Origin of the sequence: Flavobacterium chungbukense (assembly GCF_020805785.1) — a bacterium.
Classification (GTDB): Bacteria; Bacteroidota; Bacteroidia; order Flavobacteriales; family Flavobacteriaceae; genus Flavobacterium; species Flavobacterium chungbukense.
The window spans coordinates 161162-174580 of the sequence record NZ_JAJGZV010000006.1; the positions used below are offsets into that span (position 1 = coordinate 161162).

A 13419-nucleotide genomic window follows, 5' to 3' on the forward strand; every position below is an offset into this window, starting at 1 on the left:
ATTAGAATTTAAGTCCAGCAGCTCTTGCGCCTTCCGCTAATGATTTAATACGACCGTGATATAAATATCCACCTCTATCAAAAGTGATGGTATCAATCCCAGCTTTTAACGCTTTCTCTGCAACTAATTTTCCAACAGCAGCAGCTACTTCAACGTTAGTACCTTTTCCTATTTCTTTTTCTCTAGAAGATGCAGCTAATATAGTAACTCCATTTACATCATCAATAATTTGAGCGTAAATTTCTTTATTACTTCTAAAAACAGAAAGTCTTGGTCTTGCAGCAGAACCACTAACCGATTTTCTAATTCTGAATTTAATTCTCTGTCTTCTTTCAGATTTTGTTAATGACATAATCTTATATTTTAAGCTGATTTACCTGCTTTTCTTCTTAATACTTCACCCACAAATTTAACACCTTTTCCTTTGTACGGCTCAGGCTTACGGAAACCTCTAATTTTCGCAGCTACTTGACCTAAAAGTTGTTTATCAAATGATGTTAATTTTACGATAGGGTTCTTACCTTTTTCAGATATTGTTTCTAAAGATACTTCTGGAGCAATTTCTAAAACAATATTGTGAGAATATCCAAGAGCTAAATCTAATTTTTGACCTTGGTTTGAAGCTCTATAACCAACTCCAACTAATTCTAGTTCTTTTGTGAAACCTTCAGAAACACCAACAATCATATTACTGATCAAAGATCTGAATAATCCGTGTTTTGCTCTATGGTCTTTATGATCAGATGATCTTTCTACTGAAATTTGATCACCTTCAACAGTTACAGTAACGTCCGAAAACTCCTGAACTAGTTGACCTTTTTTTCCTTTTACTGTAATAATACCGTCTTTAACTTCAACAGTTACACCAGCAGGGATTACAATTGGGCTTTTACCTATTCTTGACATCTTATCTAGTGTTTAAAATTAGTATACGTAACAAATTACCTCACCACCAACATTTAATTGCTTAGCTTGTTTTCCTGTCATCAAACCTTTTGACGTAGAAACAATAGCAATTCCTAATCCATTAAGGATTCTTGGTAATTTGGCAGCACCTGCGTACTTACGTAAACCAGGTTTACTAATTCTCTGGATATCTTTAATTACAGGCTCTTTAGTATCTTTATCATACTTCAAAGCAATTTTGATAGAACCTTGTACAGTATTCTGCTCAAATTTGTAACTTAAGATGTAACCTTGATCAAATAAGATCTTAGTTATCTCTTTTTTTAGATTAGATGCTGGAATCTCAACAACTTTGTGGTTTGCAGCCACAGCGTTACGAACTCTAGTCAAATAATCTGCAATAGGATCTGTATACATATGTATTTGATTGCGATTATGGTTTTCGGGAAACACTCGTTTCCCGAACCTTTAATCAATTAAAAATTATTTTTCGGTTTGCAAAAGTAATAACTTATTGCGAGATTACCAAGACGCTTTTTTAACACCTGGAATTAATCCATTATTAGCCATCTCACGGAAAGTTACACGTGAAATACCAAATTGACGGATATAACCTCTAGGTCTACCTGTTAATTTACAACGATTGTGTAAACGAACTGGTGAAGCATTTTTAGGTAATCTTTGTAGGCCTTCATAATCTCCAGCTTCTAATAAAGCTTTTCTTTTTTCAGCATACTTAGCTACCGTTTTCTCTCTTTTCACCTCACGGGCTTTCATTGATTCTTTAGCCATGTCTTAATTCTTTTTAAAAGGTAATCCTAATTCAGCCAATAATGACTTTGCTTCCTTGTCTGTTTTTGCAGTAGTAACAAATGTAATATCCATTCCTGAAATTTTATTTACTTTGTCAATATCAATTTCTGGGAAAATGATTTGCTCTAAAACTCCAAGATTGTAGTTACCTCTTCCATCGAAACCAGTAGCTTTAATACCACTAAAATCTCTAACGCGTGGTAAAGCAGAAGTAATAAGTCTATCTAAAAACTCATACATTCTTTCTCCACGTAAAGTTACTTTTGCTCCAATAGGCATCCCTTTTCTTAATTTGAAAGACGCAACGTCTTTCTTAGAAATTGTAGATACTGCTTTTTGTCCAGTGATCTTTGTCAACTCATCAACAGCATAGTCAATAAGTTTTTTATCAGATACAGCTGCACCAACTCCACGGCTCAAAACGATTTTTTCAAGTTTTGGAACTTGCATTACGTTTGTATATCCGAACTCTTCTTTAAGAGCAGAGATTACTCTACTCTTATATTCTTCTTTTAGTCTAGGTGTATATGCCATTACTATAGTACTTGATTAGATTTTTTTGAAAATCTTACTTTCTTATCTCCTTCTACTCTAATACCTACTCTAGTTGTTTCCTTAGTTTTAGGATCAATTAAAGCAATGTTAGAAATTTGAATAGAAGCTTCTTTCTTAACGATACCACCTTGAGGGTTTTTAGCACTTGGTTTTGTATGTTTTGAAACCATGTTTACACCTTCAACTATCGCTTTATTTTTCTCACGGTAAACACGTAAAACTTTACCTTCAGCACCTTTATGGTCTCCAGCAATAACTCTTACGATATCTCCTGATTTTATTTTTAGCTTTATCATCTTAAAACGAATTAAAGCACTTCTGGTGCTAATGATACAATTTTCATGAATTGTTTTTCACGAAGTTCTCTTGCTACCGGACCAAAAACACGTGTTCCTCTCATTTCCCCTGCAGCATTCAAAAGAACACATGCATTGTCATCGAAACGGATATAAGAACCATCAGCTCTTCTCACTTCTTTTTTAGTACGTACAACAACTGCAGTTGAAACAGCTCCTTTTTTCACGTTTCCGTTTGGAGTTGCATCTTTGATAGAAACTACAATTTTGTCACCAACAGAGGCATATCTTCTTTTAGTACCTCCTAAAACACGAATAGTTAAAACTTCTTTAGCTCCCGTGTTATCTGCTACTTTTAGTCTTGATTCTTGTTGTACCATAATTATTTAGCTCTTTCTAAGATTTCAACTAATCTCCAACATTTTGTTTTACTTAAAGGACGCGTTTCGCTAATTCTTACAGTATCTCCAATGTTACAGTCGTTTGTTTCGTCGTGTGCAACATATTTCTTAGTTTTCAACACGAACTTACCGTATAATGGGTGTTTTACTTTTCTTACTTCAGAAATAACGATAGATTTATCCATCTTATTTGAAGTAACAACACCTATTCTTTCTTTTCTTAAATTTCTTTTTTCTTCCATCTTTCAGCAGAATACAATTATTGTAACTCTCTTTTAGTTAACTCTGTAGCTAATCTTGCAACTGTTCTTCTTACACTTCTAATTTGAAGTGGGTTTGCAATTGGAGAAATAGCGTGAGCCATTTTTAGGTCAGCATATACTTTCTTAGTTTGACTAAGCTTTTCTTGCAACTCCGCTGCAGAAAGATCTTTTATTTCTGATTGTTTCATAATAAATATAAATTATGCTTCGAAATCTCTAGCAACGACGAACTTAGTTTTTACTGGAAGCTTTTGAGCCGCAAGACGTAACGCCTCTTTTGCAACTGACAATGGAACTCCTCCAACTTCAAACATAATTCTTCCTGGTTTAACAACAGCAGCCCAATACTCAACTGCTCCTTTACCTTTACCCATACGTACTTCAAGAGGCTTCTTAGTGATAGGTTTGTCTGGAAATATTTTAATCCATAATTGTCCTTCTCTCTTCATGTAACGAGTTGCAGCAATACGCGCAGCTTCGATTTGACGAGAAGTTAAGAACATTCCATCTTCATGTACAGATTTAATACCAAACATTCCATTTGAAAGTTCGTGCCCTCTTTGAGAGTTACCTTTCATTTTACCTTTTTGTACCTTACGGTATTTTGTTCTTTTAGGCTGTAACATTTTTCTTTAGTTTAAAAATTTACTTTCTTTTACGAGCATCTGGTTTACCGCCTTTGTTAAAGTTAGATTTGCCTCTAGGAGCATCTCCACCTTTACCACCACCTGTACCAGATTGTTTTTTGTCCATTCCAGCAAGTGGAGAAAGCTCTCTCTTACCGTAAACTTCACCTTTCATGATCCATACTTTGATACCCATTCTACCGTAAGTAGTGTGAGCTTCAGCCAAAGCATAATCAATGTCAGCTCTGAAAGTTGATAGAGGAATTCTACCTTCTTTGAAACCTTCTGAACGCGCCATCTCAGCTCCATTCAAACGACCAGAAATCAAAACTTTGATACCTTCAGCGTTCATACGCATAGAAGCAGCAATAGCCATTTTGATTGCACGTCTGTAAGAAATACGACTTTCGATTTGACGAGCGATGCTTGTCGCCACAAGATAAGCATCTAACTCAGGTCTTTTGATTTCAAAGATGTTGATTTGAACCTCTTTGTCAGTAACTTTCTTAAGTTCTTCTTTTAACTTGTCTACCTCTTGTCCACCTTTTCCGATAATGATACCAGGTCTAGCAGTAGTGATAGTAACGGTTACAAGTTTCAAAGTTCTCTCGATGATTACTTTTGATACACTAGCTTTTGATAAACGAGCGTGGATATACTTTCTGATTTTGTGATCTTCGGCTAATTTATCACCGTAATCATTTCCACCATACCAGTTTGAGTCCCACCCTCTGATGATACCAAGTCTATTTCCAATTGGATTTGTCTTTTGTCCCATGCTGCTTAAGAATTGCTTTGTGTGTTATTGATAGCTCCAAGCACGATTGTAACGTGGTTAGAACGTTTTCTTATTCTGTGTGCACGACCTTGTGGAGCTGGACGAAGTCTTTTCAACATCATTCCACCATCTACTCTGATCTCTTTAACAAATAATCCAGCTTCTTCTAAATTACCTTCACTATTTTTTTGCTCCCAGTTATTGATTGCAGATAATAATAGTTTTTCTAATTTTCTTGAAGCTTCTTTAGAACTGAATCTTAAGATGTTAAGTGCTCTTTCTACCTTCTGACCTCTTACCAAGTCCGCTACTAAGCGCATTTTTCTAGGTGAAGTAGGGCAGTTATTCAATTTTGCGAAAGCGATAGACTTATTAGCCTCTTTTCTCGCATCTGCTGTTTCTCTTTTACGAACTCCCATTGCTTCTTTTATTTTTTACCTTTATTTTTTGCTCCAGCATGACCTCTAAAAGATCTAGTTGGTGAAAACTCTCCTAATTTGTGACCTACCATGTTTTCTGTTACGTAAACCGGTACAAATTGACGACCGTTATGAACTGCGATAGTTTGTCCAACGAAATCTGGTGTAATCATTGAAGCTCTAGACCAAGTCTTTACAACTGCATTTTTACCACTTTCTACGTTTTCTTGAACTTTCTTGTCTAATTTATAATGAACGAAAGGTCCTTTTTTTAATGAACGTGCCATATCTTATTATTTCTTTCTACGTTCTACGATATACTTGTTACTCGGGTTTTTCTTAGAACGAGTTCTGTAACCTTTAGCTGGCAATCCGTTTCTTGAACGTGGGTGCCCTCCAGAAGAACGTCCTTCACCACCTCCCATAGGGTGATCAACTGGGTTCATCGCTACTGGTCTAGTTCTAGGTCTTCTTCCTAACCATCTTGTTCTACCTGCTTTTCCAGATACAACTAATTGGTGATCAGAGTTTGAAACAGCTCCAATTGTAGCCGAACAAGTCAACAAGATTAATCTTGTTTCTCCAGATGGCATTTTAATTGTTGCATATTTCCCGTCTCTTGCCATTAACTGAGCAAAAGTTCCAGCTGAACGAGCAATAACCGCTCCTTGTCCTGGACGTAACTCAATACAAGATATAACAGTTCCAAGAGGAATTCTGCTTAAAGGTAATGTATTACCAATTTCTGGTTGAGATTCTGGACCAGAAACTAATTTCTGACCAACTTTCAATCCATTTTGAGCAATTACATAAGTTTTCTCTCCATCAGCATAAGCTAATAAAGCGATAAATGCAGTACGATTTGGATCGTATTCAATTGATTTCACTGTAGCTGGAATTCCATCTTTAGTTCTTTTGAAATCAATAATACGATATCTCTGCTTGTGACCACCACCCGTATAACGCATGGTCATCTTTCCTTGACTATTTCTACCTCCAGAGTTTTTTATCGGCGCTATCAAAGAGCGTTCCGGCTTATCAGTTGTAATAGCGTCATAACCATTCACAACTCTAAATCGCTGACCCGGGGTAATAGGTTTTAATTTTCTTACTGACATTTTTCTATCTTAGATATTGTTGTAAAAATCAATTGTTTCTCCTTCTTGTACTTGTACAATTGCTTTTTTATAAGCATTTGTCTTTCCACTGATTAAACCACTTTTAGTGTATTTAGTAGATCTATCTGGTCTCACATTCATTGTGTTAACAGAAACGATAGTTACTCCATAAGCAGCCTCTACAGCTTTCTTAATTTCAACTTTGTTTGCTTTTTTGTCAACAACGAATCCGAAGCGGTTTAGAACTTCACTTTCTTTGGTTACTTTTTCCGTTACTATAGGTCTAATAATGATGCTCATATTCCTATTATTTACTTAAATTTTCTTCAATTAACTCTAAAGAACCTTCTAAAAGCACTAAATTATTAGCGTTTAATATTGCGTAAGTGCTTAATTCTGAGCTAGTTACGACACTAGAAGCCTTCAAATTGCGTGACGACAAATATACATTTTTATTTGACTCACCCAACACGAATAGAGATTTTTTATTTTCTAACCCTAAAGCTTTCAAAACGTTAATGAAATTTTTAGTGTTTGGCGCTTCAAAATTAAAGTCCTCAAGAACTACAATGTTTGACTCTTTTGCTTTAATTGAGAAAGCAGATTTTCTAGCCAATCTTTTCAAGTTTTTATTCAATTTGAATGAATAACTTCTTGGTCTTGGTCCGAATACTGTTCCTCCACCTTTAAACAAAGGGTTTTTAACACTACCTGCACGTGCAGTACCTGTTCCTTTTTGTTTTTTAATCTTACGTGTACTTCCAGTTACTTCAGCTCTTTCTTTAGCTTTATGAGTACCTTGTCTCTGATTAGCAAGATATTGCTTAACATCAAGATATACAGCGTGATTGTTTGGCTCAATTGCGAATACTGAATCAGAAAGTTGAACTTTTCTACCAGTATCTTTTCCGTTGAAATCTAATACTTTTACTTCCATTACTTCTGAATGATTACGTAAGAGTTTTTGTGACCAGGAATACACCCTTTAACAACAAGTAGGTTCTTTTCAGCAACTACTTTTAAAACTCTAAGGTTTTGAACTTTTACATTTTCTCCTCCCATTCTTCCAGCCATACGCATTCCTTTGAATACTCTAGATGGATAAGAAGAAGCTCCTACAGAACCTGGCGCTCTTAAACGGTTATGCTGACCATGAGTAGCCTGCCCAACACCACCAAAACCGTGACGTTTAACAACACCTTGGAAACCTTTACCTTTAGATACACCTTGTACATCCACAAATTCTCCTTCTTCAAAAATAGAAACATCAATAAGATCTCCTAATTTTTGTTCAGTTGCAAAATCCTGAAATTCAACGACTTTTTTCTTAGCAACAGTTCCAGCTTTTTTAAAGTGACCTAAAGCCGCTTTAGTAGAATGTTTCTCGTTTTTGTCATCGAAACCAAGTTGCAACGCTTCATACCCGTCAACCTCGTTGGTTCTGACTTGGGTAACAACGCATGGTCCAGCTTCGATTACTGTACAAGGAATGTTTTTCCCGTTTTCATCGAAAATACTAGTCATGCCGATTTTCTTACCAATTAACCCAGACATAAATATTAATTATTAATTACTAAAATTCCCTTCAATTTGAAAATAACAGAAATTTCCAAACAGGGAGTGCAAAAGTAGATATTAAAATTGAATATACCAAACAGTTACAAAAATTAAATCGCTCATTATCAAAATCCAAGCTTCAAAATAGCATCGAAAACATTTTTTTTAACACTAAAAATCGAAACATTCTTCCTAATTTTAACGCAATTTAAACTTAACAATCACTTAATAAAAACAAAACAAAAAATCGCCACACCTCCTTAAAACAAAGGACTTTACACAGCTTTATGACACTCTCAAAACCATTACATCTTAAAAAAGATGAAGACAAAAACTAACTTTTAAAAACAAAAAAAGCGAGACATTTCTGTCTCGCTTTTTATATAAAAAATATAAAAAAAATTATACTTTAATCTCAACTTCAACTCCACTTGGCAATTCAAGTTTCATTAAAGCGTCAATAGTTTTTGATGAAGATGAATAAATATCAATCAATCTCTTGTATGACATTACTTCAAATTGCTCTCTCGCTTTTTTGTTAACGTGCGGAGAACGCAATACAGTGAAAAGTTTTTTGTGAGTTGGCAACGGAATTGGACCTGTTACAACCGCTCCAGTAGTTTTTACTGTTTTTACGATCTTTTCAGCAGATTTATCTACCAACATGTGATCGTAAGATTTTAGTTTTATTCTGATTTTTTGACTCATTTTCTTAAGAATTAAGCGTTACCTTTTGCTTTTTTAATTACCGCTTCTGAAATATTAGAAGGCGTTTCTGCATAGTGAGAAAACTCCATTGTTGAAGTAGCTCTACCCGAAGACAATGTTCTTAATGTTGTAACATAACCAAACATTTCAGATAAAGGCACATCAGCCTTAATAGTTTTAGCTCCATTTCTGTCACCCATATCATTAACCTGACCTCTACGACGGTTCAAGTCACCTACGATATCACCCATATTTTCTTCTGGAGTAATAACTTCAATTTTCATGATTGGCTCAAGAATAACAGCACCAGCAGCACGTCCAGACTCTTTATAACCCATTCTTGCAGCTAACTCAAAAGATAATGCATCAGAATCCACAGGGTGGAAAGATCCATCAGTTAGAGTTACTTTTAAACTATCTACAGCATATCCTGCTAATGGACCAGTTTTCATAGCTTCTCTAAATCCTTTTTCAACAGCAGGGATATATTCTTTAGGAACGTTACCACCTTTTACAGCATTGATAAATTGCAATCCAACTGGAACTTTACCATCAACTTCATCAGCAGGCTCAATTGTAAATACGATATCACCGAATTTACCACGACCTCCAGATTGTTTTTTGTAAGTTTCTCTATGTTGAGCAGATTTTGTAAACGCTTCTTTATATTCAACCTGAGGCTCACCTTGATTTACCTCTACTTTAAACTCACGTTTCATACGATCAACTAAGATATCTAAGTGAAGCTCACCCATACCAGAAATAATAGTTTGACCAGAAGCCTCATCAGTTCTAACAGTAAATGTTGGATCCTCTTCAGCTAATTTAGCTAAAGCCATACCCATTTTATCAACGTCAGCTTTTGTTTTTGGCTCAATAGCAATACCAATTACTGGATCAGGGAATTTCATAGATTCCAAAATAATTGGATTCTTTTCATCACATAATGTATCTCCAGTTTTGATATCTTTAAATCCTACAGCAGCACCAATATCTCCAGCCTCAATAAATTCGATTGGATTTTGTTTATTAGCATGCATTTGGTAAATACGAGAAATTCTCTCTTTGTTACCAGAACGAGTATTTAAAACATAAGAACCAGCATCCAAACGTCCAGAGTAAGCACGGAAGAAAGCTAAACGACCTACGAATGGGTCAGTAGCAATTTTAAATGCCAAAGCAGCGAACGGCTCTTTTACATCTGGTCTACGTAAGATTTTAGTTTGATCTTCTTCTAATAATTCAGCATCATCAGGGTGAATTCCTTCAATACCTTCTTTATCTAATGGAGATGGCAAATACTTACAAACAGCATCTAACATAAACTGAACTCCTTTATTTTTAAAAGAAGAACCAGCAAGCATAGGAATGATTGCCATGTCAATAGTAGCAGCTCTTAATGCATTGTTGATTTCATCCTCTGTAATAGAGTTTTCATCTTCCATGTATTTATCCAAAAGATTTTCATCGTAAGTTGCAATTTCTTCGATAAGGATAGAACGATATTGTCTAACCTCGTCTACCATATCAGCAGGAATATCAACGATATCAAAAGTAGCTCCTTGAGTTTCATCATGCCATACAATAGCCTGATTTTTCACTAAGTCAACAATACCTTTAAAATCTGCCTCGTCTCCGATAGGTAAAGTAATTGCAACCGCATTTGATTTCAACATATCTTTAACCTGTCCGCAAACTCCTAAAAAGTTAGCACCTTGACGGTCCATTTTGTTTACGAATCCCATACGAGGAACTCGATATTGATCTGCAAGTCTCCAGTTAGTTTCTGATTGAGGCTCAACACCATCAACAGCACTAAATAAGAAAACTAAACCATCAAGTACACGTAAAGAACGGTTTACCTCTACAGTAAAGTCAACGTGTCCAGGAGTATCAATAATATTAAAGTGGTATGGCAATGATTCTGGCAACACTTTACCTTGTTCAGTTGGAAAATTCCAAGTACAAGTTGTAGCAGCAGAAGTAATTGTAATACCTCTTTCTTGCTCTTGTGCCATCCAGTCCATTGTTGCAGCACCATCGTGCACCTCACCAATTTTATGTGACTTTCCAGTATAAAAAAGAATACGCTCAGTTGTTGTTGTTTTACCAGCATCAATGTGAGCAGCGATTCCGATATTTCTTGTATATTTTAAATCTCTAGCCATTTCTTACGAATTAAAATCTAAAGTGAGAGAATGCTTTGTTAGCTTCTGCCATTTTGTGAGTATCCATTCTTTTCTTAACCGCAGCACCTTCTTCTTTAGCAGCAGCTAAACACTCTGAAGCTAAACGTTGCGCCATAGATTTTTCATTTCTTCTTCTTGAATAAAGTATTAACCACTTCATTGCCATAGAAATTTTTCTGTCTGGACGAATTTGCATTGGAATTTGGAATGTAGCTCCACCAACTCTACGGCTACGTACTTCTACGTGAGGCATAACGTTTGTTAAAGCATCTTTCCAGATCTCTAATGAAGTTTTCTCATCATTTTGCTTTTTAGATTCAATGATATCAATTGCATCATAAAATACTTTAAAAGCTGTAGATTTCTTACCATCCCACATCAAGTTGTTCACAAAACGTGTTACTAATTGGTCGTTAAACCTTGGATCCGGTAAAAGTGGTCTTTTCTTTGCCGCTCTTTTTCTCATGTCTTTTTCTTAAAAGTTTTTAAATTACTTTTTTACTTCTTTTGGGCGTTTAGCACCGTACTTAGATCTTCTTTGCGTTCTTCCTGCAACACCTGACGTGTCAAGCGCTCCACGAACGATATGATATCTAACACCTGGTAAATCTTTTACCCTTCCGCCTCTAACTAATACTATCGAGTGCTCTTGTAGATTGTGTCCTTCTCCAGGAATGTAAGCATTCACTTCATTACCATTTGTCAAACGTACACGCGCAACTTTACGCATTGCAGAGTTTGGTTTTTTTGGTGTAGTAGTGTAAACACGCGTACAAACCCCTCTTCTTTGAGGACAAGAATCTAAAGCAACCGATTTACTCTTCTTAGTTATCTGAGTTCTTCCTGTTCTTACTAATTGTTGAATTGTTGGCATAATTAATACTAAAAATTATTATGTTTATTAAATTCCCGCTTTTTACGGGGTTGCAAATGTATAAAATATTTTTCAGTATACAAACGTTAAATCATTAATTTTCAATAAGATTATTTATATGTATGATTTCACAAAGAAACATATGATATTTGCTTAATCATTTAATAAACTAATCAATTGCAACCAAAACAATTAATATATATTCTCTTTTTTCTTCTAGGCTCGAAAGGTTTTGGACAGTCTTTTTATTTAACTATTAAAGGAACAAATGAAAAACAAAACCAAACGATTGATTCTATTAATTATAATAGAATGCATCAAAACCTAAAATCGCTTACTAATGAAATCACTTTAGTTTCTAATAAGCTCACAAAACAAGGCTACCTCGATATCATTACTTTAGAAAATCGAAAAACAAATGACAGCACTTTTACCGCTATTTTTGATTTAAAAAACAGAATAAAAACTATACATATATATATAGGTACAAATAATATATTTTTTGATTCAAAAAAAACCGTCAAAGACAGTATAATTATCCCATATTCTGAGTTAGAAAATTTATTAAATCGAGAAATTCAAAACAAAGAAAAAGATGGTTTTGCTTTTTCTAAAATAAAACTAGCAAACATCAAAAGAAGAAACTCAATAATTTATGCCGATCTAATTTTGGATTCCGAAAAAAAAAGAACCTTAAATTCAATTATCCTAAATTATAGCGATTCGAAAGATTTTTTCCCAAAAGGAGCATTAAAACAATTAAATAAGAAATATACCAACAAAACATTCAATCAGGAAGCAGTCAAAAATTTGTACAACGACATAAATAGTTTTGATTTCATTTCGCAGACAAAATATCCAGAAATATTATTCACAACAGATTCTACTAAAGCATATACTTACATTGAAAAGAGAAAGGCAAATACTTTTGATGGATACATTGGATTTTCTAATGATGAAGACAAAAAACTGAATCTAAATGGCTATGTAGACATTTTACTGATAAATACATTGCGTGCCGGAGAAAAGTTTTCGCTTTACTGGAAAAGTGATGGCAATCAGCAGAAAACCTTCAATACCAAAATCGAAATACCATACCTGTTTCAGTCTCCAATCGGAATAAAAGCACAATTAAATATTTTCAAACAAGATAGTACGTTTCAAAACACCAAGACAGACATCAATTTAGGATATTATTTAAATTACAATTCAAAACTATACCTAGGATATCAATCAACCGAATCAAGTGATATTCAAAACACCAATAATTCAACGATAAGCGATTTCAACAACTCGTATGTAACCACAACATATGATTATCAGAAAAGCGATTTTACAAATGCCATATTTTCCAACAAAGCCTATATCGCCACTTCAATTGGTTTTGGAAATCGCACCACTAACAACTCTATTGAAACAGTAGGCAAAAGCAGTCAGTTTTTTGCAAACCTCAATTTGAAATACAATTTCGAAATAAACCCTAAAAATTTCATTAACATAAATTCACAAAATTTTTTCTTAAAAAGCAAAAACTATATTTCAAATGAATTATATCGATTTGGTGGAATGAATTCTATTAGGGGATTTTTAGAAAATAGCTTACAAGCCAACTTTGCAACAATGATTTTGACAGAGTATCGCTATTTAATATCACCAAACCTATACATCAACTCAATTTTAGATTATTCACTTTACCAAGATCAAACTAGTGTTTCAAACAAAAATCAGATTAAAAAATTATTAGGATTAGGCATCGGAACAACAATTCAGACAACGAGTGGAATTTTACGAATAAATCTCAGTAATGGCGCGGAAAGAACATCAGATTTACAATTTTATAACACTATCGTAAACATATGTTATAATGTTAAATTTTAATGTATATTAAAAAAAGATTAAAAGAACATTAGGATAGT

General features: G+C 34.4%; 22 protein-coding genes. 1 reads left to right on the forward strand and 21 read right to left on the reverse strand.

The features are described 5' to 3' along the window. Position 1 precedes the first annotated feature (1 nt). The 21 genes from rplR to rpsL all read right to left on the reverse strand — a co-directional run bounded on the left by rplR (position 2) and on the right by rpsL (position 11503). On the reverse strand, positions 2–352 hold the full coding sequence (rplR, locus tag LL966_RS17310; RefSeq protein ID WP_035650451.1) for a 50S ribosomal protein L18: 351 nt from the start codon (positions 350–352) through the stop codon (positions 2–4). Between the two features lie 11 nt (positions 353–363). Next, complete coding sequence (rplF, locus tag LL966_RS17315) at positions 364–906, reverse strand: 50S ribosomal protein L6 (RefSeq protein ID WP_229354987.1); 543 nt, start codon at positions 904–906, stop codon at positions 364–366. An 18-nt stretch (positions 907–924) separates the two neighbouring features. Further along, positions 925–1323: a 30S ribosomal protein S8 gene (rpsH, locus tag LL966_RS17320; RefSeq protein WP_008464306.1), complete on the reverse strand. Its 399-nt coding sequence runs from the start codon at positions 1321–1323 to the stop codon at positions 925–927. A gap of 105 nt (positions 1324–1428) precedes the next feature. Next, positions 1429–1698: a 30S ribosomal protein S14 gene (gene rpsN, locus LL966_RS17325; protein ID WP_008464305.1), complete on the reverse strand. Its 270-nt coding sequence runs from the start codon at positions 1696–1698 to the stop codon at positions 1429–1431. A 3-nt stretch (positions 1699–1701) separates the two neighbouring features. Further along, positions 1702–2253: a 50S ribosomal protein L5 gene (gene rplE, locus LL966_RS17330; protein WP_017495015.1), complete on the reverse strand. Its 552-nt coding sequence runs from the start codon at positions 2251–2253 to the stop codon at positions 1702–1704. A gap of 2 nt (positions 2254–2255) precedes the next feature. After that, positions 2256–2570, reverse strand: a complete 315-nt coding sequence (rplX, locus tag LL966_RS17335; RefSeq protein ID WP_026727873.1) for a 50S ribosomal protein L24 — start codon at positions 2568–2570, stop codon at positions 2256–2258. An 11-nt stretch (positions 2571–2581) separates the two neighbouring features. Next, a complete protein-coding gene (gene rplN / locus LL966_RS17340; protein WP_007803649.1) occupies positions 2582–2950 on the reverse strand; it encodes a 50S ribosomal protein L14 in 369 nt (122 codons plus the stop codon). Between the two features lie 2 nt (positions 2951–2952). Continuing rightward, positions 2953–3213, reverse strand: a complete 261-nt coding sequence (rpsQ, locus tag LL966_RS17345; protein ID WP_012022485.1) for a 30S ribosomal protein S17 — start codon at positions 3211–3213, stop codon at positions 2953–2955. Positions 3214–3230: 17 nt separating this feature from the next. Next, positions 3231–3422, reverse strand: coding sequence for a 50S ribosomal protein L29 (gene rpmC / locus LL966_RS17350; RefSeq protein ID WP_008464297.1), 192 nt, complete (start codon positions 3420–3422; stop codon positions 3231–3233). Positions 3423–3434: 12 nt separating this feature from the next. Continuing rightward, complete coding sequence (gene rplP / locus LL966_RS17355; RefSeq protein ID WP_017495016.1) at positions 3435–3860, reverse strand: 50S ribosomal protein L16; 426 nt, start codon at positions 3858–3860, stop codon at positions 3435–3437. A 19-nt stretch (positions 3861–3879) separates the two neighbouring features. After that, on the reverse strand, positions 3880–4638 hold the full coding sequence (gene rpsC, locus LL966_RS17360; protein WP_008464292.1) for a 30S ribosomal protein S3: 759 nt from the start codon (positions 4636–4638) through the stop codon (positions 3880–3882). Positions 4639–4643: 5 nt separating this feature from the next. After that, a complete protein-coding gene (gene rplV, locus LL966_RS17365) occupies positions 4644–5057 on the reverse strand; it encodes a 50S ribosomal protein L22 (RefSeq protein WP_007803631.1) in 414 nt (137 codons plus the stop codon). A gap of 8 nt (positions 5058–5065) precedes the next feature. Next, on the reverse strand, positions 5066–5344 hold the full coding sequence (gene rpsS / locus LL966_RS17370; protein WP_008464288.1) for a 30S ribosomal protein S19: 279 nt from the start codon (positions 5342–5344) through the stop codon (positions 5066–5068). A gap of 6 nt (positions 5345–5350) precedes the next feature. Beyond that, on the reverse strand, positions 5351–6175 hold the full coding sequence (gene rplB / locus LL966_RS17375; RefSeq protein ID WP_035650459.1) for a 50S ribosomal protein L2: 825 nt from the start codon (positions 6173–6175) through the stop codon (positions 5351–5353). A 9-nt stretch (positions 6176–6184) separates the two neighbouring features. Further along, positions 6185–6475 carry a 50S ribosomal protein L23 gene (gene rplW / locus LL966_RS17380; protein ID WP_091496652.1) on the reverse strand — a complete coding sequence of 97 codons (291 nt, stop codon included), beginning with the start codon at positions 6473–6475 and terminating at the stop codon, positions 6185–6187. Between the two features lie 7 nt (positions 6476–6482). After that, positions 6483–7112 (reverse strand): 50S ribosomal protein L4, encoded by a 630-nt coding sequence (gene rplD / locus LL966_RS17385; protein ID WP_229354988.1) that lies wholly within the window; start codon positions 7110–7112, stop codon positions 6483–6485. Continuing rightward, entirely contained in the window at positions 7112–7729 is a 618-nt protein-coding gene (gene rplC, locus LL966_RS17390) for a 50S ribosomal protein L3 (RefSeq protein ID WP_026727877.1), read from the reverse strand. Before rplC ends, rplD begins: the two co-directional genes overlap by 1 nt. Positions 7730–8134: 405 nt before the next feature. After that, entirely contained in the window at positions 8135–8440 is a 306-nt protein-coding gene (gene rpsJ, locus LL966_RS17395; RefSeq protein WP_007803605.1) for a 30S ribosomal protein S10, read from the reverse strand. Between the two features lie 11 nt (positions 8441–8451). Continuing rightward, positions 8452–10608: an elongation factor G gene (gene fusA / locus LL966_RS17400; protein ID WP_229354989.1), complete on the reverse strand. Its 2157-nt coding sequence runs from the start codon at positions 10606–10608 to the stop codon at positions 8452–8454. A gap of 10 nt (positions 10609–10618) precedes the next feature. Next, positions 10619–11095, reverse strand: coding sequence for a 30S ribosomal protein S7 (rpsG, locus tag LL966_RS17405; protein WP_017495022.1), 477 nt, complete (start codon positions 11093–11095; stop codon positions 10619–10621). Positions 11096–11119: 24 nt separating this feature from the next. Further along, a complete protein-coding gene (rpsL, locus tag LL966_RS17410; RefSeq protein WP_144893908.1) occupies positions 11120–11503 on the reverse strand; it encodes a 30S ribosomal protein S12 in 384 nt (127 codons plus the stop codon). Positions 11504–11680: 177 nt separating this feature from the next. Between rpsL and LL966_RS17415 the strand changes: the two genes are divergently transcribed. Further along, a complete protein-coding gene (locus LL966_RS17415) occupies positions 11681–13381 on the forward strand; it encodes a BamA/TamA family outer membrane protein (protein WP_229354990.1) in 1701 nt (566 codons plus the stop codon). Positions 13382–13419: the final 38 nt, after the last annotated feature.

Excerpts from the sequence above, each read along its gene's own strand:
- rplR (WP_035650451.1), bottom strand. The coding sequence starts at position 352 with ATGTCATTAACAAAATCTGAAAGAAGACAGAGAATTAAATTCAGAATT.
- rplF (WP_229354987.1), bottom strand. The coding sequence starts at position 906 with ATGTCAAGAATAGGTAAAAGCCCAATTGTAATCCCTGCTGGTGTAACT.
- rpsH (WP_008464306.1), bottom strand. The coding sequence starts at position 1,323 with ATGTATACAGATCCTATTGCAGATTATTTGACTAGAGTTCGTAACGCT.
- rpsN (WP_008464305.1), bottom strand. The coding sequence starts at position 1,698 with ATGGCTAAAGAATCAATGAAAGCCCGTGAGGTGAAAAGAGAGAAAACG.
- rplE (WP_017495015.1), bottom strand. The coding sequence starts at position 2,253 with ATGGCATATACACCTAGACTAAAAGAAGAATATAAGAGTAGAGTAATC.
- rplX (WP_026727873.1), bottom strand. The coding sequence starts at position 2,570 with ATGATAAAGCTAAAAATAAAATCAGGAGATATCGTAAGAGTTATTGCT.
- rplN (WP_007803649.1), bottom strand. The coding sequence starts at position 2,950 with ATGGTACAACAAGAATCAAGACTAAAAGTAGCAGATAACACGGGAGCT.
- rpsQ (WP_012022485.1), bottom strand. The coding sequence starts at position 3,213 with ATGGAAGAAAAAAGAAATTTAAGAAAAGAAAGAATAGGTGTTGTTACT.
- rpmC (WP_008464297.1), bottom strand. The coding sequence starts at position 3,422 with ATGAAACAATCAGAAATAAAAGATCTTTCTGCAGCGGAGTTGCAAGAA.
- rplP (WP_017495016.1), bottom strand. The coding sequence starts at position 3,860 with ATGTTACAGCCTAAAAGAACAAAATACCGTAAGGTACAAAAAGGTAAA.
- rpsC (WP_008464292.1), bottom strand. The coding sequence starts at position 4,638 with ATGGGACAAAAGACAAATCCAATTGGAAATAGACTTGGTATCATCAGA.
- rplV (WP_007803631.1), bottom strand. The coding sequence starts at position 5,057 with ATGGGAGTTCGTAAAAGAGAAACAGCAGATGCGAGAAAAGAGGCTAAT.
- rpsS (WP_008464288.1), bottom strand. The coding sequence starts at position 5,344 with ATGGCACGTTCATTAAAAAAAGGACCTTTCGTTCATTATAAATTAGAC.
- rplB (WP_035650459.1), bottom strand. The coding sequence starts at position 6,175 with ATGTCAGTAAGAAAATTAAAACCTATTACCCCGGGTCAGCGATTTAGA.
- rplW (WP_091496652.1), bottom strand. The coding sequence starts at position 6,475 with ATGAGCATCATTATTAGACCTATAGTAACGGAAAAAGTAACCAAAGAA.
- rplD (WP_229354988.1), bottom strand. The coding sequence starts at position 7,112 with ATGGAAGTAAAAGTATTAGATTTCAACGGAAAAGATACTGGTAGAAAA.
- rplC (WP_026727877.1), bottom strand. The coding sequence starts at position 7,729 with ATGTCTGGGTTAATTGGTAAGAAAATCGGCATGACTAGTATTTTCGAT.
- rpsJ (WP_007803605.1), bottom strand. The coding sequence starts at position 8,440 with ATGAGTCAAAAAATCAGAATAAAACTAAAATCTTACGATCACATGTTG.
- fusA (WP_229354989.1), bottom strand. The coding sequence starts at position 10,608 with ATGGCTAGAGATTTAAAATATACAAGAAATATCGGAATCGCTGCTCAC.
- rpsG (WP_017495022.1), bottom strand. The coding sequence starts at position 11,095 with ATGAGAAAAAGAGCGGCAAAGAAAAGACCACTTTTACCGGATCCAAGG.
- rpsL (WP_144893908.1), bottom strand. The coding sequence starts at position 11,503 with ATGCCAACAATTCAACAATTAGTAAGAACAGGAAGAACTCAGATAACT.